Consider the following 21,103-nt stretch of genomic DNA (forward strand, 5'->3'; position numbering starts at 1 on the left):
ACGCGGTCGACGGCCTGCCGCCTCCCGACTCCTGCTCGGACATCCGGGCTGTCTACACTCGGGAGGCGACGACGAAGGAGTGTGCGCGATGCCGGCGAGACCCCACCACCCCGTGAGCTCCCGGCTGCTGCCGGTGCTCGCGGCCCTCCTGATCGCCGCGGTCCTCGCGCTGGTCCCCGCGACCGCGGCGACGGCCGAATCGCCCGTCTCCTTCTCCTCCTCCACCGTCCTCGACTCGGTCGGGGTGCTGAGCTCCGGAGAGACCGCCGAGATCGAGCAGGCCTCGCGGGCCCTCTACGACCAGCACCGCGTGCAGCTGTTCGTCGCCTTCGTCGACTCCTTCACGGATCCGTCCGACCGCGCCGCGTGGGCGGACGAGACCGCGACCCGCAACGGACTGGGCACCGACGACGTCCTCCTGGCCGTCGCGGTCGACGCCCGCCAGTACCAGGTGTCGGTCGCGCAGGGCTTCGCCCTCGACGACGCGCAGGTCTCCTCGCTCCAGTCCGACGACATCGAGCCGAGGCTCGCCGACGGCGACTGGGCCGGAGCCGCGGTGGCCGCCGCCGACGGGATCGGGCAGCGCCTCGACGCGCCCAGCGCCGGCGAGTCCCTCGGCTCGGGGCTGCTGATCGCGCTCGGCGTGCTCGCGGTGCTCGTCGTGATCGGCCTCGTGGTGCTGCTGCTCGTCCGCCGCGCGCGGAAGCGCCGCGCCCAGGAGGCGGTGGAGGCCTCGATCGACGAGCTCGCCACCCGTGCCGGATCGGCCCTCGTCCACGCCGACGACGCCGTCCGCACCAGCGAGCAGGAGGTCGGCTTCGCGGAGGCGCAGTTCGGCGCCGACGCGACCGGCGCGTTCCGCGAGGCGCTCGTCACCGCGAAGCACCTGCTCGGCGAGGCCTTCACCCTGCAGCAGCGCCTCGACGACGCCGAGCCGGAGACCGATCAGGAGCGCCGCGACGGCTACCAGCGCATCCTCCAGCTCTGCGCCGACGCCGAGCAGACGCTCGACGAGCGCGCGAGTGCGTTCGAGGAGCTGCGCGACCTCGAGAAGAACGCGCCGCAGGTCGCCGCCGCGCTCACGGCCCGCGCCGCCGAGGTCGGCGACCGCCTCCCCTCGGCCCGCGCCCGCCTCGCCGAGCTCGCCTCCCGCTACGCGCCGACCGCGATCGACGACGTGGGCGACGACGCCGACCAGGCCGAGGACCGCCTCCGCTTCACCCGCGACCAGCTCGCCGGCGCCCAGCAGGCGCTGCAGGCCGGCGACTCCGGCCGCGCCGCCGTGCTGCTGCGCGCCGGGCAGCAGGCCGCCGAGCAGGCCTCCGGGCTCGTCGACGCGGTGGCGACGAGGGGCGACGAGCTGCAGAAGGCGGAGGCGTCGCTCGCCGGCCGCATCGCCGAGATCCGCGCCGACGTGACGCAGGGACGAGCGCTCGCCGCCTCCCCGGACGCGGAGTCCGCCGCCCAGGCGCAGAACGTCGCCGCGGCGGTCGCCTCGACCGAGGCCGCCCTCGACGACGTCGAGCGCGCCGCCTCCGTGCGGCCGAACGACCCGCTCGCCCTGCTCGAGGCGCTCACCGCCGCCGACGCCACGATCGACGCCGCCGTCGGCGGGTTCCGCGACGCGCAGGCCCAGCGCGAGCGCGAGCGGGCCGCCCTCGGCGCCGAGCTCACCTCCGCCCGCAGCCGCGTCTCGGCCGCCGAGGACTTCATCGCGGCCCGCCGCGGCGCGGTCGGCTCGGAGGCGCGCACCCGCGTCGCCGAGGCCGCCCGCTCGGCCGAGTACGCCGAGCGCATCGCCGCCACCGACCCCCGCGAGGCTCTCGCCTCCGCCCAGCGCGCCTCGCAGCTCGCCCAGCAGGCGCTCGAGCGGGCGCGGGCCGACGCCGGCGCCTATTCCGCCCCGAACGCCGTCGGCAGCCCCTACGGTGGCGACACCACCGGCGCGTTCCTCGGCGGGATCCTGGTCGAGTCGCTCCTGGGAGGCGGACGCCGCAGCGGCTACCGCTCGGGCGGCTTCGGCGGAGGCGGGTTCAGCGGCGGCTTCGGCGGAGGCGGCTCGTCCCGGCGCTCCGGCGGCGGCGGCTTCGGCGGCGGGCGCAGCAGCGGCGGAGGCGGACGCCGCGGCGGCGGCGGGCGCTTCTGAGCGCCCCCGGGCATCCGCGCAGGACCGACGACCACCACCTCCCCCACGACTCCGGCACCACCTCCGACATCCGGCACCACCCACGACGCAAGGAGAGACACCCATGGCTCAGAGACAGTCGATCTTCGGCCGCATCGCGCAGCTCGCGAAGGCCAACATCAACGCGCTCCTCGACCAGGCCGAGGACCCGCAGAAGATGCTCGACCAGATGGTCCGCGACTACACCGACAGCATCCGCGACGCCGAGGCGGCGATCGCCACCACGATCGGCAACCTGCGCCTGCTCGAGGACGACTACCGCGAGGACGTGCAGAACGCCCAGGAGTGGGGCGGCAAGGCCCTCGCCGCGAGCCGCAAGGCCGACGAGCTGCGCACCGGCGGGAGCGCCGGCGACGCCGACAAGTTCGACGCGCTGGCCAAGGTCGCTCTGCAGCGCCAGATCCAGTCCGAGAAGGAGGCGAAGGACGCCGAGCCGACCATCGCCTCGCAGACCGAGGTCGTCGAGAAGCTCAAGTCGGGCCTGAACCAGATGCGCGAGAAGCTGCAGCAGCTCTCGAGCAAGCGCGACGAGCTGATCGCGCGCTCGAAGACCGTCGAGGCGCAGAGCCAGGTCCAGGACGCCGTGAAGAGCATCGACCTGATGGACCCGACGAGCGAGGTGAGCCGCTTCGAGCAGAAGATCCGCCGCGAGGAGGCGCGCGTCCGCGGCGCGGAGGAGCTCGCCTCCTCGAGCCTGGACGCGCAGTTCGAGTCGCTCGAGGACCTCGGTGAGATGACCGAGGTGGAGGCGCGCCTCGCCGCGCTCAAGTCCGGCCGCCCGCAGGACTCGATCGGCTCCTGAGCCCGTGCGCCTCCGGCGGTCCTGCCGGAGGCGCACTCCCCTTCCCGACACGCGCGGAGCGAAGGCTGGCAATCGCCATGGTGCGGTGCCGCCGCCGTCCCCGTAGTGTTCACACCAGGTTGCCCTTGACCCCGGTCGCCCTGATGCCGCGTCCGGCCCCTACCGACGCGGTGAACCATGAGCGGACCGCCCCCGTCGGGATCGCTCGCCGAGAGACCGTCGACGCCGACGGTCACCACGAAGAGCGAGGCGCCGATGAGCACCCCCACCACCACGTCCGTCACCGGAGGCGCCCCCCGCGTCGTCCGCACCCGTCCCCGCGCCGACGGCCGCGTCAACCCGACGACCGAGTACTCCGGTCTCCTCAGCACGGTCCGCGACGCGGGGCTCCTCCGCCGCCGTACCGGCTTCTACTACACGATGTTCGGCGCGCTGGTCCTCGCGCTCGGCGGCATCGTCACCGGCTTCGTCCTGCTGGGCGACTCCTGGTTCCAGCTCCTGCTCGCCGCCGCCCTCGGCATCGTGCTGACGCAGTTCGCCTTCCTCGCCCATGAGGCCTCGCACCGCCAGGTGTTCGAGTCCGGCAAGGCCAACGACGTCGCCGGCCGCACCCTCGCGAACCTCTTCGTCGGCATCAGCTACTCCTGGTGGATGACCAAGCACAGCCGCCACCACGCGAACCCGAACGTGCTGGGCAAGGACCCGGACATCGAGCGCGACGTCGTCTCCTTCACCGCCGAGGACGCGGCCCGCTCGCGCGGCCTCTACGCCTGGCTCACCCGCCGCCAGGGCTACGCGTTCTTCCCGCTCCTGCTGCTCGAGGGCCTCAACCTGCACCTGCACGGCTTCCGCACCGTGTTCGGCAAGGGCAAGGTCGACAAGCGCTGGGTCGAGATCACCATGCTCGTCACCCGCGTCGGCCTCTACCTCGCCGTCATCTTCTGGGCCCTCCCCCTCGGCATGGCGTTCGCCTTCGTCGGCGTGCAGCTGGGCGTCTTCGGCCTCTACATGGGCGCCTCGTTCGCGCCGAACCACAAGGGCATGCCGCTGCTGCCGAAGGAGGCGCGCGTCGACTTCCTCCGCCGCCAGGTCCTCACCTCGCGCAGCATCCGCAGCACCTGGTTCACCGACCTCTACATGGGCGGACTCAACTACCAGGTGGAGCACCACCTCTTCCCGAACATGCCCCGCCCGGCGCTGCGCCGTGCGCAGGTCATCGCCAAGGAGTACTGCACCACCCACCAGATCCCCTACACCGAGACCTCGCTGATGGAGTCGTACGCGATCGTCGTCCGCTACCTCAACAAGGTCGGCCTGTCGGCCGGCGGCGACCCGTTCGACTGCCCCGCCGCCTCCGCCTACGGACGCTGAGCACTCCCCCTTCGGAGGCCCCTCGCACCTTCCCGGTGCGGGGGGCCTCCGTCGTTCGCGGGAGCGCAAGGGGGTGCCCCCGCGGGCGGCGGAGTCGTAGCGTCGGGGCATGAGCAGCTCCGACTACGACATCGAGCCCACCCCCGCCGACACGACCGACGGCACCGACACGACCGACGGCGCCCGCACGCCCGACCCCGCCACCGAGACCGGCACCTCCGCGGGCCTCGACGAGGTCGGCGGCGCGGCCTCCCCCCTGGCCGACGGCGTCGGCGCCGACGGCGAGGAGCAGAACCCCCCGCTGCCCGACTGGGGCCCCACCGACGGCGTCCACGGCACCGATGCCGAGACCGACGCCTCGGGCACCGAGCAGCACTGACACGGCTCCGCGAGGGACCTCCCCGGCCGGTCGGCGAACGTTCCGACCGCGTTCCGAGGAGGTCCCTCCGTGTTCGCCGGAGGGTCGGCCGGCGCTCGGTCGGCGCGCCCTACACTGGCGAAATGCAGCCGACCGAACGCGCCCTCCGCGTGATCTCCTACAACCTCCGGGAGCACCGAGCGCACGCCGAGATCGCCCCCCTCGCCGCCCGCCACGACATCGACGTCCTGTGCCTGCAGGAGTGCGACACCACGAAGCTGCCGCAGGAGGTGGGCTCGCTCCGGCTCGCGTCCGTCACGGCCCGCAACCGCCTGGGCCTGGCCGTCTACTACTCGCAGGACCGCTTCGAGCTCTCCGGCAGCGCCGCGTTCGAGCTCAGCAAGTCCATGCACGACCGCGTGATGTCCCCCGCTCACGAGCGCCTGCTGGCCGTCCGCCTCGACGACCGCGACGGCGGATCGATCGCCGTCTCCTCCTTCCACGCCGCCCCGCTCTCGGCCGGCAACGCCCTGCGCCGCAAGCAGATCGACGAGGCGCTCAACCGGCTGCGCGAGTACGCGCCGGACACCCCCTCCCTGATGGTCGGCGACTACAACTACCCGTGGTTCTTCCGCGGACTCGACCGCCGGATGACCCGGAACGGCTACCTGGTCTCGCGGAGCGACTCCCCCACCTACGCGCGCTACCGCTACTTCAGCGGCCACTTCGACTTCGCGATCAGCGACTCCGTGCGGATCGAGCGGGTCTCCACGCTGCCCCAGGGCGTCTCGGACCACCTCCCGGTGATGGTCGACGCGCACTACGGCGTCCCCGCCGCCTGAGCGCGGGGCCCGCGGGCCCGCGCGGTCGGTAGGCTCAGGGGGTGACGACCCTGATCCTCGCCCGGCACGGAGAGACTGTCTGGCACTCCGAGAACCGCTTCGCGGGCTCCTCCGACATCGCGCTGACCCCCCGGGGCCAGGACCAGGCGGCGACTCTGGCCGCCTGGGCCGTCGACGCCGACCTCGAGGCGGTGTACTCCTCCACCCTGGTCCGGGCCGTGCGCACCGCCGTGCCCGCCGCGCGGGCGGCCCACCTCGAGCTGCAGCCCGACCCGGCGCTGGTCGAGGTCGACTTCGGCCGGGGCGAGGGGCTGACCACCGACGAGATGGAGAAGCGCTTCCCGGACGAGTACCACGCGTGGGTCGCCGCTCCGGCCATCCAGCCGATGCCCGGCGGCGAGTCCGGCCTCGACGCCGTCGCCCGCGCCAACACCTCGCTCGCCCGCATCCACCGCGAGCACCCCGACGGCCGCGTGCTCGTCGTCGCGCACGGCACGCTCATCCGCCTCCTGCTGTGCGCCTACCTCGGCATCAACCCCGAGACCTACCGGCACACCTTCCCCGTGGTCGACAACGTCTCGCTGACCACGCTGCGCTGGGACGCGACCGGCGTCGGCCTGCTCGGCTACAACGTCCCGCCCGTCCAGACGCAGCGGCGCTCCAGCTGAGCGCAGCGGCCGCTCCGGAGCGGCGCCCGGCGAGCGCGGGCTCGATCGGCCTGGTGCTCGGGTCGGTCGCGAGCGTGCAGCTGGGCGCCTCCTTCGCTGTGCTGCTCTTCCCCGCCGCGGGGCCGATCGGCACCGTCACGCTCCGGCTGGTGTTCTCGGCCGTCGTGCTGCTCCTGGTCTGCCGTCCGCGGCTGCGCGGCCACAGCCGGAGCGACTGGGCCACTGTCGCCGCCTACGGTCTCGCCCTCGGCGGGATGAACGCCTGCTACTACGAGGCCATCGCCCGGATCCCGCAGGGCGCCGCCGTCACCCTCGAGGTGCTCGGGCCGCTGACGCTCTCGGTGATCGCCGGGAGGAGCGTGCTGAGCCTGGTCTGGGCGGTGCTCGCGCTGGCCGGAGTGGTGACCCTGTCGCAGGGCGGGTTCTCGGCGCTGGACCCGGTCGGCGTCGGCTTCGCGCTGGGGGCCGCTGTGCTCTGGGCCGCGTACATCGTCTTCGCCGGCCGCACCGGCGGGCGGTTCCAGGGGATCGACGGGCTCGCGCTGGCGCTGGCGGCCGGCGCGATCGTGTCGCTGCCGTTCGGCCTCGCCTCCGCCGGACCCGCCCTGGTGGTGCCGCCGGTGCTGCTCCTCGGGCTCGCCGTGGCGGTGCTCTCCTCCGCGGTGCCCTACGCGCTGGAGCTGCTGGCGCTGCGGCGCCTGCGCTCCTCGACTTTCTCGATCCTGATGTCGCTCTCCCCCGGGGCGGCCGCGCTCTCGGGCTTCCTCGTGCTCGGCCAGCGCCTCAGCGCCGTCGAGGCCGTCGGGATCGCGCTCGTGGTCGCCGCGAGCATCGGGGCGGTGCGGACCGCGCGGACCTCCGCCTGAGCGGGCAGTTCTTTTGTTAGGCTAACTATGTGCCATCGACCGAGACCCTGCAGACCGAGACCCCTCAGATCGAGTCCCCGCAGACCGATCTCCCGCTGACCTCCCTCGCGGGCGAGGTGCGGGCAGCGGTCGGCCGGCTCGGACGGCGGCTCCGGCAGGAGAAGGCCCAGCACGAGCTCAGCGATCCGCAGTTCAGCGTGCTCGCGCTCCTGCACCGCGAGGGCGCGAAGACCCTCGGCGAGCTGGCCGAGGCGGAGCGGGTCCGCCCGCCCTCGATGACCCGCACGGTCGGCTGCCTGGTCGACGGAGGACTCGCGGAGCGCCTGGCCGACCCCGCCGACGGCCGCGTCACCCGCATCCGCCCCACCGGGGCCGGCACCGCACTGGTGCTCGACGTGCGCCGCAGCCGCGACGCCTGGCTCGTGGCGCGCCTCGAGGAGCTCCCTCCCGAGGACCTGCGCCTCCTCCACGACGCGGCGGCGGTCCTGCGCGCGGTGGCCGACCGATGAGCGCGATGTTCCGCTCCCTCGCCGTGCCGAACTACCGCATCTGGTTCGCGGGCGCGATGGTCTCGAACGTCGGCACCTGGATGCAGCGCACGGCCCAGGACTGGATCGTGATCAACGACCTGACCGACCACGACGCGACGGCGCTCGGCGTGACCATGGCGCTGCAGTTCGGACCGCAGCTCGTGATGGTCCCCTTCTCCGGCTTCATCGCCGACCGCTTCGACCGGCGGAAGCTCCTGATGGCCACCCAGGGCGCGATGGGCGCGCTCGGGCTCGGCCTGGGTCTCATCGTCGTGACCGGGGTCGTCCAGCTCTGGATGGTCTACCTCTTCGCCCTGCTGCTCGGCTTCGCCGCGGCGATCGACGCGCCCGTGCGCCAGACGTTCGTCTCGGCGCTGGTCGAGGAGCGCGACCTCACCAACGCCGTCTCGCTGAACTCGGCCTCCTTCAACTCGGCGCGGATGATCGGACCGGCCCTCGCGGGCGTGCTGATCGCCGCGGTCGGCTCCGGCTGGGTCTTCCTCCTCAACGCCGCGAGCTTCCTCGCCGTCCTGCTCTCGCTGCGCGCGCTCCACCGCGACCAGCTCCGCAGCGCCCCGCGGGCCACGCGCGGCCCGGGTGCCCTGCTGGAGGGGTTCCGCTACGTGTCGAAGCGGCCGGACATCCTCGTGGTGCTCGCGATCGTGTTCCTGATCGGCACCTTCGGCCTGAACTTCCCGATCTTCGCCTCGACGATGGCGACGGTCGAGTTCGACATGGGGGCGAGCGAGTTCGGCCTGCTCTCCTCCGCGATCGCCGTCGGCTCAGTGCTGGGGGCGCTCCTCTCGGCTCGCCGCGACCGCCCGAGGCTCCGGCTCATCGTCGGCGCCTCCGCGGCGTTCGGCGTCGCGCTCGCGCTGGCCGGCGTCATGCCGACGGTCTGGGCGTTCGCGATCCTGCTCCCCTTCGTCGGCATCGCGGCGCAGACGCTGATGACCTCGGCCAACGGCTACGTGCAGCTCTCGACCGCCCCCGAGATGCGGGGCCGGGTCATGGCGCTCTACATGGCCATCTTCGTCGGCGGCACCCCGATCGGCGCCCCGCTGATCGGCTGGGTCGCGAACGCCTACGGTCCGCGCCAGGCGATGCTGGTCGGCGCCGCCTCCGGGATCGCGGCGGCCTCCATCGGACTCGCCTTCCACCTCCGTCTGCGCCGCGCCGCCCGGCTCGCGGCCCCCGAGCCGGAGGCTCTGCCGGCGACCGGCGGTGTCCCCCTGCTGCGCCCCCGCGCCTAGGCTCCGTCAGCCGGTCCGCGCGCCGGGGCGGATCCGTGGACAGCCCGCTCGACGGATCCTCCCCGACGCCGGGCGCGTCCGCCACCCGCCCTCAGGCCTCGCGGGTGATCTCGACGCGGACGAAGAGCTTCGACGAGCGGGGCCCGGCGAACACCCCGCGCAACGGCGCGATGTCGTTGTAGTCGCGGCCCCGGCCGACGATGACGTGGCGGTCGCCGATGTCGATCAGGTTCGTCGGGTCGTAGCCGCGCCACGCTCCTCCGCAGAACCACTCGACCCAGGCGTGCGACTCCCCCACCACGGTCTCGCCGATCTCGGCGTGCGGCTTGGGGTGCAGGTAGCCCGAGACGTAGCGCGCCGGGATGCCCACCGAGCGCAGCGCCCCGAGGACGATGTGCGTGATGTCCTGGCAGACGCCCTCGCGCGCGGTCCACGACTCCGTCGCGGTGGAGTGCACGCCGGTGACGCCCTGCCGGTAGGTCATCGCCCGGCCGATCGTCTCGGCGATCGTGAGCGCGGCCTCGCACGGTCCGGCCGCCTCGTCCGCGAGCGAGCGCGCCATCGCCGAGAGGTCCTCCGGCGGCGCGGTGCGGTGGGTCTGCTTCGACTGCTCCACGTACTCGGTGCGCGTCTCGACCTGCTCGGACAGCTGATCCCACCCGGTCGGGTGGTCGGGGTGCTGCTTCGGCCGGATCTCGACGAGCGAGGTCGCCGTCAGCGAGAGCTCGCGGTGGGCGTCGAGCACGTCGAACGACGAGACGCGGGTGCCCCAGTAGTCGGTGTAGGCGTGCACCGAGGTCACCGGCCGGATGTCGAGGTTCGAGAACAGCACCAGCTGCCCGTCCGAGGAGGCGGGGAGCATCCGCGCCTCGTTGTAGGACGCGACCACGTCCCCCGCGTAGGTGAAGCCCGTGGTGTGCCTGATGCGCAGCCTGCTCACAGCGCCTCCCCGATCCAGCTCGGCATGACGTTGGTGGGGAAGTACCGCTGGCGGATCGCCTCGGACGCGGCCGAGGTCGCCTCCTGAACGCTGTCCATGTGCCGCGGGAGGTCCTCGAGGATGTCGGTGATCGGCCGGAACTCCAGCTCGCTGCGGATCCGCCCGAGGACGCGCTGCGCGTCGCCGGAGTGGCCGATGCGGCCGGTGCGCGGCTCGATGTCGCGCATGCACGCCTCCGCCCGCGAGACCGAGAAGAGGATCGAGCGCGGGAACAGCCGGTCCAGGAGGAGGAACTCGGCCGCGTTCCGCGCGCTCGGCACGCCCCGGTAGGTGCGCAGGTACGCCTCGTAGGCGCCGCAGGAGCGGAGGATCGTGGTCCAGGACGGGCCGCTCGCCTCGGTCAGCGAGCGGGTGGCGAGCAGGCGGGCGGTCATGTCGGCGCGCTCGATCGAGCGGCCGAGGGTGAAGAACTGCCACGCCTCGTCGCGCGAGGTCGCCGACTCGATGATGCCGACGGCGAGGGCGGAGCGCTCGCGCACCCAGCTGAAGAACTCCGACACCCGCTCGCCCGAGACGCGGCGCGGCATGCGGGTGCGCGTGGTGTTGAGGCACTCCCAGAGCTCGGTCGAGACGATCTCGCGCGCCCGGCGGGCGTTCTCGCGGGCCGCGCCGAGCGAGTAGGCGATCGAGGCGGGGTTCGTGCGGTCGATCGCGAGGATCGCCAGCACGTCGGCGCGGGTGATCTCGCGCATGTCGTCCGGCGGGGTCGAGCCCATCACCGACAGGAGCGAGCGGCAGGCCGTGTCCTCGTCGATCCACGGGTCCTCGAGCAGGAGCTGGAGGTGGACGTCGAGGATGCGGGCGGTGCCGTCGGACCGCTCGATGTAGCGGCCGATCCAGAACAGCGACTCGGCGATCCGGGAGAGCATCAGTCGTCCTCCCCCGCCGCGAGCGTCTGCTGCTGCTGCTGGTCCTGGTCGGTGTTCGGTGCGTCCTGCGGCGAGTGGTCGGGCGTGTGGTTGAGCGGGTAGACGATCGGGATGGAGCTGGTGACAGCGGCCTGCTCGGCGACGAGCGCCTGGATGTCGCGCGCCTCGGGCTCGGCGCTGCGCGCCTCCTCGAGGCCGACCACCCAGGTGTCCTTCGATCCGCCGCCCTGCGACGAGTTGACGACGAGCTGCCCCTCCGGGAGCGCGACGCGGGTCAGGCCGCCGGGCAGCACCCAGACGTCGGTGCCGTCGTTCACGGCGAAGGGCCGCAGGTCGGCGTGCCGGGGACGCATCCCGTCGTCGACGAGGGTGGGGATGGTGGAGAGCTGCACGACCGGCTGCGCGATCCAGCCGCGCGGGTCGGCCTGGAGGCGGGAGCGCAGCTCCGCGAGCTCCTTCGCCGAGGCGGCCGGCCCCACGACCAGGCCCTTGCCGCCGGAGCCGTCGACCGGCTTCACGACGAGCTCGTCGAGACGGTCGAGCACCTCCTCGAGCGCTCCCGGATCCTCGAGCCGCCACGTGTCGACGTTCTTGATCACCGGCTCCTCCGAGAGGTAGTAGCGGATGAGGTCGGGCAGGTAGGTGTAGACGAGCTTGTCGTCGGCGACGCCGTTGCCGACCGCGTTGGCGATCGTGACGTTCCCGAGCCGGGCCGCGAGCATCAGCCCGGGTGAGCCGAGCATCGAGTCGGCGCGGAACTGCAGCGGATCGAGGAACTCGTCGTCCACGCGGCGGTAGATCACGTCGACCCGGGTCGGGCCGGAGGTGGTGCGCATGAACACCTTGCCGCCCGTGCAGAACAGGTCGCGGCCCTCGACCAGCTCGACGCCCATGAGGCGGGCGAGGAGGGTGTGCTCGAAGTAGGCGGAGTTGTAGACGCCCGGGGTGAGCACGACCACGGTCGGGTCGTCGACGCCCTCGGGGGCGGAGGCGCGGAGGGCCTGCAGCAGCTTGTTCGGGTAGTCGCCGACCGGGCGCACCCGCATCGAGACGAACAGCTCGGGCAGCGTCTGCGCCATCACCCGGCGGTTCGAGATGACGTAGGAGACGCCGGAGGGCACGCGGACGTTGTCCTCGAGGACCCGCCAGCCGCCCTTCTCATCGCGGATCAGGTCGATCCCGGACACCTGGATCCGCACGCCGTTGGCGGGGACGATGCCCGCGGCCTGCCGGTGGAAGTGGCTCGAGCTCGAGATCAGCCCGGCGGGGATGACGCCGTCGGCCACGGCGTTCTGCGGGCCGTAGACGTCGGCGAGGAACGCCTCGAGAGCACGGACGCGCTGCTTGATGCCGGTCTGCACCTCGTTCCACTCGGCGCGCTCGATCACCCGGGGGACGGCGTCGAGGGGGAACGGCCGCTCCTCCCCCGCGAAGTCGAAGGTGACGCCCTGCGCGAGGTAGGAGGAGGCGAGCGCGTCGGTGCGGCCGCGCAGCTCCTCCTGGGTCATCCGCGCGAGCGAGGAGTAGATGTCGCGGTAGGCGCCGCGGACCCCGTCGGGGCCTCCGGTCGACGCCACGTCGGCGAACATCTCGTCCCAGGGGGTGGCGCCCGTGTCGGGCCGCTCGACCTTCTGGGACCCGTATCCGTCGAAGAGGTCACCCATGGCACGACTCTAGTGCGGGGCGTATTGCGGGGATGTTTCGGGCGGCCGCGGGGCGAGCGGGGCGGGTCGGCGACGTCCGGGCACGGCACCGGCGCCGTCCTGCGACAGCCCGGCGGAGGCCCGGGGATCCTCGGGAATAGATCCGGCTGCGCGTGGTTGAATGAGGATGTACATGCAAACGCATGGACCAGGCCCCACCGGGCCGGAGGACAGAAGGAGCGCCTGATGCAGTTCGGCATCTTCACGGTCAGCGACATCACGACCGACCCCACGACCGGACGGACCCCGTCCGAGTCCGAGAAGATCCAGGCGACCCTCGCGATCGCGCTGAAGGCGGAGGAGATCGGCCTCGACGTCTTCGCCCTGGGCGAGCACCACAACCCGCCGTTCTGGTCCTCCTCCCCCACCACCACGCTCGGCTACCTCGCGGCGAAGACCGAGAGGATCACGCTCTCCACCGCGATGGCCCTCATCACCACGAACGACCCCGTGAAGCTCGCCGAGGACTACGCGATGCTCCAGCACCTCGCAGGCGGCCGCGTCGACCTGATGCTCGGCCGCGGCAACACCGGCCCCGTCTACCCGTGGTTCGGCAAGGACATCCGCCGCGGCATCGAGCTGACGATCGAGAACTACGACCTGCTGCACCGCCTGTGGACCGAGGACTTCGTCGACTGGGAGGGCCAGTTCCGCACGCCCCTCCAGGGCTTCCAGTCGACCCCGCGCCCCCTCGACGGCGTCGCGCCGTTCGTGTGGCACGGATCGATCCGCTCCCCGCAGATCGCCGAGCAGGCCGCCTACTACGGCGACGGCTTCTTCGCGAACCACATCTTCTGGCCCGCCTCGCACACCCAGAAGATGGTGCAGCTCTACCGCCAGCGCTTCGAGCACTACGGCCACGGGACCGCCGATCAGGCGATCGTCGGCCTCGGCGGGCAGATCTTCCTGGCGAAGAACTCGCAGGACGCGGTCTCGCAGTTCCGCCCCTACTTCGACAACGCCCCCGTCTACGGCCACGGCCCCTCGCTCGAGGACTTCACGGAGCAGACCCCGCTCACCGTCGGCTCCCCGCAGCAGATCATCGACCGCACTCTCGGCTTCCGCGAGTACGTCGGCGACTACCAGCGCCAGCTCTTCCTGATGGACCACGCGGGACTCCCGCTGAAGACCGTCCTGGAGCAGATGGACATGCTCGGCGAGATCCTCCCCGCCCTCCGCGCCGGCTTCGCCGAGGGCCGCCCCTCGCACGTGCCCGACGCCCCCACCCACGCCTCCCTCGTGGCCGCGCGCGACGCGCAGCCCGCGGCCGAGCCCGTCACCGTCTAGTCAGGAGCTCTCCATGGACACCCGCAGGATCACCGTCCTCTCGGCCGGCCTCAGCCAGCCGTCCTCGACCCGGCTGCTCGCCGACCGCCTGGCCGACGCCGCCGAGTCCTCCCTCACCGAGCAGGGCTTCGCCGTCGAGCGGAGCGTCGTGGAGCTGCGCGACCTCGCGCACGACGTCACGAACAACCTCCTCACCGGCTTCGCGAGCCCCGCACTGCAGACCGCGCTCGACGCGGTCGCCGGCGCCGACGGCCTGATCGCCGTGACGCCGATCTTCACCACCAGCTACAGCGGGCTCTTCAAGTCGTTCGTCGACGTGCTCGACACGGAGGCGCTGCGCGGTCTGCCCGTGCTGCTGGCGGCCACGGGCGGGTCCCCCCGCCACTCCCTGGCCGTCGACTACGCGATGCGCCCGCTCTTCACCTACCTGCACGCCGCGCCCCTCGCGACCACCGTGTTCGCGGCGACGGACGACTGGGGCGGCGCGACCGAGGACGGACGGGCGCTGCCCTCGCGCATCGAGCGCGCCGGACGCGAGCTGGCGGATCAGGCCGCCCGCTCCTCCCGCTCGGGCTCCACGCCCGACCCGTGGGCGCTCGATGGCTCGTTCGAGGGGATGCTCGGCCGCCGCGGCTGAACGCCCGCCGGGCGGATCGGCCGCTCCTCTCATGGATCGGCCGATCCGTCCAGCCGCGATACCCGCGGCCCTGCCGGAATAGCCTGCCCCCGGGAGCCTGCCGCTGGCCCCCGGAAGGAGGCCGTCATGGGCCTGACCAGCAAGGGGCTCCCCTCGGGGGCTCTCGACCTCTCGCAGCGCGGACGCGCGGTCCTCGACCGCCGCCGCTTCCTCGGAGCGCTCGGCGTCGCCGCCTCCGTCCCGGTCCTCTCCGGCTGCGGCTTCGCCCCCGCGGGCCCCGCGGCGAGCGCCGGCAGCGACACCCTCACCTTCACCACCTGGGGCACCGACGCCGAGCTGGCCGGCTTCCAGCGCGCGATCGACGCGTTCCAGTCGGCGAACGCCGGCGCGACCGTGACCCTCAACGCGGTCCCGTACGAGCAGATGTTCACCAACATCGACGCGCAGCTGCAGGCGGGGAACCCGCCGGACGTCTTCCGGGTCCCCTACTACACGTTCGGCAGCTACGCCGGCCGCGACCAGCTCCTGGACCTGTCGGGCTTCCTCGACTCCGACGTCGCCGAGCGGTTCACCGATCCGGCCTGGGCCGCGGTGCAGAGCGGCGGGAGCCCCTTCGGCGTCCCCCACCACACCGACACCTCGCTGATCCTCTACAACACGCAGGTGCTGGCCGACGCGGGCGTCACCTCCTTCCCCTCCTCGCCCGAGGAGGCGTGGACCTGGGAGGAGTTCACCGAGGTCGGGCAGAAGCTGCGCGCCTCGCTCCCCGCCGAGCGCTACCCCTTCGCCTACAACTGGCAGGGCAACGGCGTCACGCGCTGGCTGAGCCTGCTGTTCCAGGCCGACGGCCGCTTCCTCACCGAGGACCTGTCCGGTCCCGCGATCGACTCCGCCGCCGGCCGCGCCGCGATCGACTTCAGCCGCAGCTTCTTCACCGACGGCCTCGTGCCGCCGAGCAGCTCCGTGCAGGCGACCACCTACGCCAGCGACCTCTGGTACTCGCAGACCACCGCGATGACCTTCGCCGGCGCGTTCCTCATCCCCGACGCCGACTCCACCCTCGACTTCGAGTGGGGCGCCACCTACTCCCCGCGCAACGTGCGCGGAGGCGGCGACTTCGGCGGCAACGCCCTCGTCGCGACCAAGGCCGCGAAGAACCCGGAGCTGGCCGCCTCCTTCCTCGCGTTCGTGACGGAGGAGGAGGCGATGCGCGACTTCTGCGCCGGCGCCTCGCTCCTCCCCACTCGCCGCGACCTCACGGAGTCGGGCATCGAGTTCGCCGTGCGCCCCGAGCTCGCCGAGGTGTTCCTCGGCCAGGCGGGCACCGTCCAGGCGTCCGACTCGGCGCAGGTCGCCTCGCCCGACATGGCCGCGATCATCACGGTGCTCAAGGAGCAGCTGGAGCAGGCCTTCGTCGGCGGGCGCAGCACCGAGGACACCATCGCCGGCCTCACCTCCGGCATCGCGGCCGCGACGCAGTGAGCCGGTCGGTCCTCGCGCCGGAGGCGGTGACCGCCCGCCCTCGGCGCACCTCCCGCGCCCCCGCCCGCGAGACGGCGGCCGCCTACGCGTTCCTCGCGCCGAACCTGCTGATGCTCGGCCTGTTCGTGTTCGTCCCCCTGGGCGGCGCGTTCCTGATCGGCTTCCAGCGCACGAACGGCTTCGGCGACGGCGTCTTCGTCGGGCTCGACAACTACGCGCGGCTGCTCGGCGACGGCCTCTTCTGGCGCTCGACGCTGAACACGGCGCTGTTCACCCTGATCGTGACCCCGCTCTCGATGGCGCTGGGCCTCGGCGCGGCGGTGCTGATGAACTCGGTGCTGCCCGCGCGTCCGGTGTTCCGCAGCATCCTCATCCTGCCGATGGCGGTCTCCGGCGTGGCGACGGCGCTGATGGGCGTGCTGATCTTCGACGAGAACAGCGGCGTGCTCGACGGCATGCTCCAGACGATCGGCCTCCCCCGCATCGCCTGGCAGTCCGGCGGAGCGGCGGCCTTCGCCTCCGTGGTGCTCGTCACCCTGTGGTGGCGCACCGGCTTCAACATGCTGATCTACCTGGCGGGGCTGCAGGGGGTGAACCCGGCGCTCTACGAGGCGGCCCGGCTCGACGGAGCGAACGCGTGGCAGCAGTTCCGCCACGTGACGCTGCCGCTGGTCGGCCCGTCGTCGTTCTTCCTGCTCATCCTCAACGTCATCTACTCGTTCCAGGTGTTCGACATCGTCTTCGTGCTCACCGGCGGCGGACCGCAGAACGCGACCTCGGTGCTCGTGACCTACGCCTACGACACCGGATTCGTCACCCGCGACCAGGGCTACGCCGCGGCCATCGGCATCGTGCTGCTGATCCTGACCATGATCTTCACCGCCGTGCAGTGGCGCACCAACCGCTCGAGGGACCTCGTCGAATGATCCGCACGTCGCGCACCTCGCGCCTGCTCCGCCTCGCCCTCGCCCTCGCCGTCTCGGTGGTCATCGTCTTCCCGCTGTACTGGATGGTCGTCGTCGCGTTCTCCTCGCGGTCCGAGCTGCTCGGCGGCACCCTCCGCCTCTGGCCGCGCGAGCTGACGCTGGTGAACTTCGAGCGCGTGTTCTCGTCGTTCCCCGTAGCGACCTGGTTCGGCAACTCCCTCGCGATCAGCCTGGTCACCGCGCTGATCACCGTGACGATCAACCTGCTCGGCGGCTACGCCTTCGCGCAGCTGCGGTTCCGCGGATCCGGAGTGCTCTTCCTCCTGGCCCTGTCGACGCTCACCCTGCCCGTGCAGGTGATCATGGTGGCGCTGTTCCGGCTCGTCACCGACCTCGGCCTCTACGGGAGCTACTGGGCGGTGATCCTGCCGACGGCGGCATCGGCGTTCGGGCTGTTCCTGGCGCGGCAGTTCATCCTCGCGATCCCGCGGGACCTGATCGAGGCGGCCCGGATCGACGGCGCTGGGCACTTCCGCGTGTTCACGGCCATCGTCCTCCCCCTCTCGAAGCCGCTCATCGCCGTGCTCTTCTTCATGTCGCTGCTCGGCTCCTGGAACGACTTCGCCTGGCCGCTCATCGCCCTGAAGGAGAACGCGCTGTTCACGCTCCCGATCGGGCTGCTCTTCCTCCAGGGGCAGTTCGGCAGCGATTACGGAGCGACCATGGCGTTCGCCCTGGTGAACGTCGTGCCGATGGTGGTGCTGTTCCTGGTGTTCCAGCGCTACTTCGTGCAGGGCTTCGCGCGCAGCGGCCTCCGCTGACCCCGCGGCGGGGGGGTGCGGATCGGTGCGCTGAGCGGCCATTCGTCCCCCCGTCCGGGGCCGGGAGTGTCAATCCCCCCGTTCCGCCGACCCGGCCGGCGCCGCCCCGCGGTACCGTCGTCGCAGGCGCCCACCTCGTGCGCTCCGGAGCGCACCGTTCGAGCGGAAGGCGGGATCGCCATGAGTACCGTCGCCGCGAACGCCGCCCAGCAGAAGGTGGCCGGCCGCTACTACCTGATCGAGCGCATCGGCTCCGGCGGGATGGGCTCGGTCTACCGGGCCCGCGACGAGACCGTGCAGCGCGAGGTCGCCGTGAAGGTGTTCCGCGCGGAGGCCTCGAACCCCGAGGACGTGGCCCGCCAGGAGCGCGAGGTGCGGATGCTGAGCTCCTTCGCCCACCCGGGCATCGTCAACCTCTTCGACGCGGGGCTGCACAACTTCGGCGGCGAGGTCCGCCGCTACGTCGTGATGGAGCTCGTCGCCGACCCCACGATGGAGGCGCGGCTCGAGTCCGGCCCCCTCCCGGCGGCGGAGGTCGCGGCGATCGGCACGCAGCTCGCCGAGGCCCTGGCCTACCTGCACGAGCGCGGCGTCGTGCACCGCGACGTGAAGCCCGCGAACATCCTGGTCAGCGAGGTCGCCTCCAGCGGCTACGCCCGCACCGCCAAGCTCACCGACTTCGGCGTGGCCCACTTCATGGACGGCTCCCGCCTGACCAGCGACGGCGTCGTGATCGGCACCGCGAGCTTCGTCAGCCCGGAGCAGGTCGCGGGCGAGCCGATCAGCGGAGCGAGCGACGTCTTCTCCCTCGGCCTGGTCCTCCTCGAGGCGATCACCGGTCACCGGGAGTACTCGGGCACCGTCCTCGAGGCGGCGATCGCCCGCCTCCACCGCAGCCCCTCCGTACCCGACACCCTGCCGGCGGAGTGGCGGGCGCTGCTGACCTCGATGACACAGAGGGACCCGGAGAAGCGGCCGACCGCCGACGAGGTCGCGCACCGGCTCCGCGGCGGGATGACGACGGGCTCGGCTTCGGGCGCGCCGACCGCCTCGGACTCGCGCGCGGCACGGATCCGGCGCTCCGTGATCATCGGCTCTAGCGTGGTCGGCGTCGGCGCGATCGCGGCGCTGTCGTGGATGCTCGGAGCGCTCGCCGGTCGCTGACCGACCGGGCGCGGGGCCCTAGGCCTCGCCGGGGAACGCGGGACGGAGCACGATCCGCGTCCAGGCGCCCACGTAGATCCGGTCGCCCTCCTCGACCTCGCGGCGCTGCCCGGCGGCGATCGGCGACTGCGGGAGCGGCGCCCCGGCCGGGGCGAGGTACGTGCCGTTCGCCGACTGCAGATCCTCGACCCACCAGCGGTAGCCGTCGGTGCTCAGCTGGCAGTGGCGCCGCGAGACACCGGAGTCGGAGCCGCAGTCCACCTGCGGCGAGATGCCGCGGGAGACGGACGGGCGGCCGACGAGCAGGGTGCGCTCGCGGAGGACGACGGTCGCGGGCGGGCCGGGCGAGGGCATGGGGTCGTCGGCGCGCTGCTCGGCGTACCACTCCGGGTCGACCCAGAGCTCGGCGATCCACGGGCGGTCCGCGTCCGCGGAGGCGGCGGCGGGGCGGGCGGAGCCGGTGGCCGGCGCGGACGCGGCCTCCTCCTCCGACGCTGAGGCCCCGGGTGCCGCGTCGGGGGCTGCGGCCTCGGGTGCAGGGGCCTCCGGGATCACCTCGGTCGGCGGAGCGGCGGGCGGCGCGGTCGCGACGGGGGTGTCGAAGCCGGCCTCCTGCTCCGGGACCAGCTCGGTCGGAGCCGCGGGATCGGCCTGCGGCGCGGGCGCCTCGCCCAGGTGCTGGGCCGGGTCCCCCGACGGCGTCGCGGAGCCGCCGACCTCGCCCGGAGCGCGGACGGCGCCGGAGGAGGTGAACGGATCGGCCTCAGGGAGGGAGCCGGTCGTGAAGTCGTAGCCGCAGTTCTCGCAGAACAGGGCGCCGGGCTCGTTCGGGAACGAGCAGTGCGGGCAGACCGAGGGGCCGGTCGGGATCGCGGTGGTCGGCGCGGCGGGAGCGGGCGACGGGGCCGCAGCGGCACCGATGGGCGCTCCGCAGACGTCGCAGTAGTCGCCGGACTGCGAGGTGTGCCCCTCGGGGCAGCGGAAGCTCACTTGCGCACCCGCGTGGTCTTGGTCGACGCGGTGTCCAGCGCCATCTCGTCGAGGCGGTCCACGCCGCGCTTGAGCCGCACGGTGCCCTCGTTCGGGTTGTCGATCTCGACGACCTTCCGCAGCTTCGCGGTCGCCTCGTCGTTCCCGGTGACGGAGGCGAGCTGCACCGCGCGCCCGAGCTTGACCGTGGCGGTCGCCTCGTCGCCCCGCGCCTTGGCTGCGAGCCCGTCCTGGATCGCCGAGGCGAGCTCGGTCTGGCCGGTGTAGTGGGCGACGGCGGGGTCGATGCGGGCGGTCAGGGCGGAGTCGTCCGTCCAGCGCGCCTTCACCAGGGCGGAGGCGACCACCTCGTCGCGCACGCTGAGCTGCACCCGCGCGGCGAGCTGCTCCGAGCCGACCGGCTTCGACGCGACCCGGACCGCCACGTGGTACTCCCGCGACTCGTCGCCCCAGGCGCCGGTCGGGTAGGCGCCGGTGAGCGGGTTCACGGCGTTCCGCCGGGAGCTGAGGTCCTCGAGGTTCGGCGCGACCTGGCGGACGAAGAGCAGCTGCGCGCCCTGCGGAGTCCAGACGCGGAGCTCGCCGTTGGCGACTCCCCGGCCCATCGACGCCCGCATCAGCGACTCGAAGTCGGCGGCCATGTCGGCCGGGTTCGCGATCAGGCCCACGGTGCCCAGCAGGGCGCTCGCGATGGTGCGCGCCTCCTCGACGATCCAGCGGGAGCCGACGCCGCGCACGTCGCACTGGAAGTCGCCCGACGCCGCGCGGATCGCCGCGTCCAGCTGCATCCGCGACTCGTGCTCGTTCTTGCCGTCGGTGAGAAGGATCGCGTGCCTCTGCGTCGCCTCCGGCACGGTCGCGAACAGCTGGCGGGCGAGGGTCAGCCAGGTCCCCATCGCGGTGCCGCCGTCGGCCTGGAGGTAGCCGATCGCCTCCTTCGCCGCGGCTCGCGCCCCCGGCTCCATCCGCACCATCGAGACGGTGGCGTTGGGGTACGGGAAGGCGCGGTCGGCGCGCTCGGACCCGGCCACGACGGCGAAGAAGGTGCCGTCCAGGATCTGGTCGACGGCCACGGCGGCGGCGCGCTTGGCGGCCGTCATGTTCTCGCCGGTCATCGATCCGGAGCAGTCCACGATGATGATCTCGGCCGCGGCCCCGTCGGACCCGGCGACCCCCGTGCCGGACGCGGTCACCGTGACGATGGCGTGCACGTCGGTGGCGCCGTCCGAGAGGAACTCGTTCTGGAAAACACTCGCGCTGAACTCCGCCATTCCGGCAGTTTACGGGGACGCCCGGCCCGAGCGGCCCTCCATCGCCGAGGATCGGCCGGGCATCGCGGCCCGACGCCT

Annotated in this window: 20 protein-coding genes; 15 read left to right on the top strand and 5 right to left on the bottom strand. The window is 72.8% G+C overall.

Features of this window, described 5'->3' with window-relative positions:
- The first annotated feature begins 88 nt into the window (after positions 1–88).
- The 9 genes from C5C49_RS04825 (at position 89) to C5C49_RS04865 (ending at position 8,875) form a co-directional block, all read left to right on the top strand.
- Positions 89–2,146, top strand: a complete 2,058-nt coding sequence (locus C5C49_RS04825; protein ID WP_104345574.1) for a TPM domain-containing protein — start codon at positions 89–91, stop codon at positions 2,144–2,146.
- A gap of 103 nt (positions 2,147–2,249) precedes the next feature.
- Complete coding sequence (locus C5C49_RS04830; protein WP_104345575.1) at positions 2,250–2,987, top strand: PspA/IM30 family protein; 738 nt, start codon at positions 2,250–2,252, stop codon at positions 2,985–2,987.
- Positions 2,988–3,242: 255 nt separating this feature from the next.
- Positions 3,243–4,358: an acyl-CoA desaturase gene (locus tag C5C49_RS04835; RefSeq protein ID WP_181133928.1), complete on the top strand. Its 1,116-nt coding sequence runs from the start codon at positions 3,243–3,245 to the stop codon at positions 4,356–4,358.
- A gap of 109 nt (positions 4,359–4,467) precedes the next feature.
- Positions 4,468–4,737 (top strand): hypothetical protein, encoded by a 270-nt coding sequence (locus C5C49_RS04840; protein ID WP_104258105.1) that lies wholly within the window; start codon positions 4,468–4,470, stop codon positions 4,735–4,737.
- A 122-nt stretch (positions 4,738–4,859) separates the two neighbouring features.
- The gene (locus C5C49_RS04845; protein ID WP_104223855.1) at positions 4,860–5,558 is read left to right on the top strand and encodes an endonuclease/exonuclease/phosphatase family protein; all 699 of its coding nucleotides are present in this window, start codon (positions 4,860–4,862) and stop codon (positions 5,556–5,558) included.
- 41 nt (positions 5,559–5,599) lie between these two features.
- Complete coding sequence (locus C5C49_RS04850; RefSeq protein WP_104223854.1) at positions 5,600–6,226, top strand: histidine phosphatase family protein; 627 nt, start codon at positions 5,600–5,602, stop codon at positions 6,224–6,226.
- Between the two features lie 53 nt (positions 6,227–6,279).
- Positions 6,280–7,092, top strand: coding sequence for a DMT family transporter (locus tag C5C49_RS04855; RefSeq protein WP_244229480.1), 813 nt, complete (start codon positions 6,280–6,282; stop codon positions 7,090–7,092).
- Positions 7,093–7,121: 29 nt separating this feature from the next.
- Positions 7,122–7,601 (top strand): MarR family winged helix-turn-helix transcriptional regulator, encoded by a 480-nt coding sequence (locus tag C5C49_RS04860; RefSeq protein ID WP_258068386.1) that lies wholly within the window; start codon positions 7,122–7,124, stop codon positions 7,599–7,601.
- Complete coding sequence (locus C5C49_RS04865; RefSeq protein ID WP_104345577.1) at positions 7,598–8,875, top strand: MFS transporter; 1,278 nt, start codon at positions 7,598–7,600, stop codon at positions 8,873–8,875. The genes C5C49_RS04860 and C5C49_RS04865 overlap by 4 nt, the downstream gene beginning before the upstream one ends.
- Before the next feature lie 91 nt (positions 8,876–8,966).
- Here the strand turns inward: C5C49_RS04865 and C5C49_RS04870 are convergent, their stop codons facing one another.
- Genes C5C49_RS04870 through C5C49_RS04880 form a run of 3 tightly spaced genes read right to left on the bottom strand, consistent with a single transcriptional unit; the run spans position 8,967 to position 12,408 of the window.
- The gene (locus tag C5C49_RS04870) at positions 8,967–9,815 is read right to left on the bottom strand and encodes a transglutaminase family protein (protein ID WP_104256498.1); all 849 of its coding nucleotides are present in this window, start codon (positions 9,813–9,815) and stop codon (positions 8,967–8,969) included.
- The gene (locus C5C49_RS04875) at positions 9,812–10,744 is read right to left on the bottom strand and encodes an alpha-E domain-containing protein (RefSeq protein ID WP_104223851.1); all 933 of its coding nucleotides are present in this window, start codon (positions 10,742–10,744) and stop codon (positions 9,812–9,814) included. The genes C5C49_RS04870 and C5C49_RS04875 overlap by 4 nt, the downstream gene beginning before the upstream one ends.
- The gene (locus C5C49_RS04880) at positions 10,744–12,408 is read right to left on the bottom strand and encodes a circularly permuted type 2 ATP-grasp protein (protein ID WP_104226201.1); all 1,665 of its coding nucleotides are present in this window, start codon (positions 12,406–12,408) and stop codon (positions 10,744–10,746) included. The genes C5C49_RS04875 and C5C49_RS04880 overlap by 1 nt, the downstream gene beginning before the upstream one ends.
- Before the next feature lie 225 nt (positions 12,409–12,633).
- Here C5C49_RS04880 and C5C49_RS04885 point away from each other — a divergent pair, with 225 nt between their 5' ends.
- The 6 genes from C5C49_RS04885 to C5C49_RS04910 all read left to right on the top strand — a co-directional run bounded on the left by C5C49_RS04885 (position 12,634) and on the right by C5C49_RS04910 (position 18,764).
- Entirely contained in the window at positions 12,634–13,734 is a 1,101-nt protein-coding gene (locus C5C49_RS04885) for an LLM class flavin-dependent oxidoreductase (RefSeq protein WP_104223849.1), read from the top strand.
- Positions 13,735–13,747: 13 nt separating this feature from the next.
- Positions 13,748–14,371, top strand: a complete 624-nt coding sequence (locus C5C49_RS04890; RefSeq protein WP_104249848.1) for an FMN reductase — start codon at positions 13,748–13,750, stop codon at positions 14,369–14,371.
- 126 nt (positions 14,372–14,497) lie between these two features.
- Positions 14,498–15,853: a sugar ABC transporter substrate-binding protein gene (locus C5C49_RS04895; RefSeq protein WP_104345578.1), complete on the top strand. Its 1,356-nt coding sequence runs from the start codon at positions 14,498–14,500 to the stop codon at positions 15,851–15,853.
- A gap of 26 nt (positions 15,854–15,879) precedes the next feature.
- Positions 15,880–16,779 (top strand): carbohydrate ABC transporter permease, encoded by a 900-nt coding sequence (locus tag C5C49_RS04900; RefSeq protein WP_244229482.1) that lies wholly within the window; start codon positions 15,880–15,882, stop codon positions 16,777–16,779.
- Complete coding sequence (locus C5C49_RS04905) at positions 16,776–17,600, top strand: carbohydrate ABC transporter permease (RefSeq protein WP_104233145.1); 825 nt, start codon at positions 16,776–16,778, stop codon at positions 17,598–17,600. The genes C5C49_RS04900 and C5C49_RS04905 overlap by 4 nt, the downstream gene beginning before the upstream one ends.
- A 180-nt stretch (positions 17,601–17,780) precedes the next feature.
- Entirely contained in the window at positions 17,781–18,764 is a 984-nt protein-coding gene (locus C5C49_RS04910; protein ID WP_104223845.1) for a serine/threonine-protein kinase, read from the top strand.
- Between the two features lie 18 nt (positions 18,765–18,782).
- Here C5C49_RS04910 and C5C49_RS04915 read toward each other — a convergent pair whose 3' ends face one another.
- Positions 18,783–19,754: an FHA domain-containing protein gene (locus C5C49_RS04915; RefSeq protein WP_104345579.1), complete on the bottom strand. Its 972-nt coding sequence runs from the start codon at positions 19,752–19,754 to the stop codon at positions 18,783–18,785.
- Positions 19,751–21,025 carry a VWA domain-containing protein gene (locus C5C49_RS04920; RefSeq protein WP_104238603.1) on the bottom strand — a complete coding sequence of 425 codons (1,275 nt, stop codon included), beginning with the start codon at positions 21,023–21,025 and terminating at the stop codon, positions 19,751–19,753. The genes C5C49_RS04915 and C5C49_RS04920 overlap by 4 nt, the downstream gene beginning before the upstream one ends.
- Positions 21,026–21,103 lie beyond the last annotated feature (78 nt).

Origin of the sequence: Rathayibacter sp. AY1E2 (assembly GCF_002932325.1) — a bacterium.
Taxonomy (GTDB): Bacteria; Actinomycetota; Actinomycetes; order Actinomycetales; family Microbacteriaceae; genus Rathayibacter.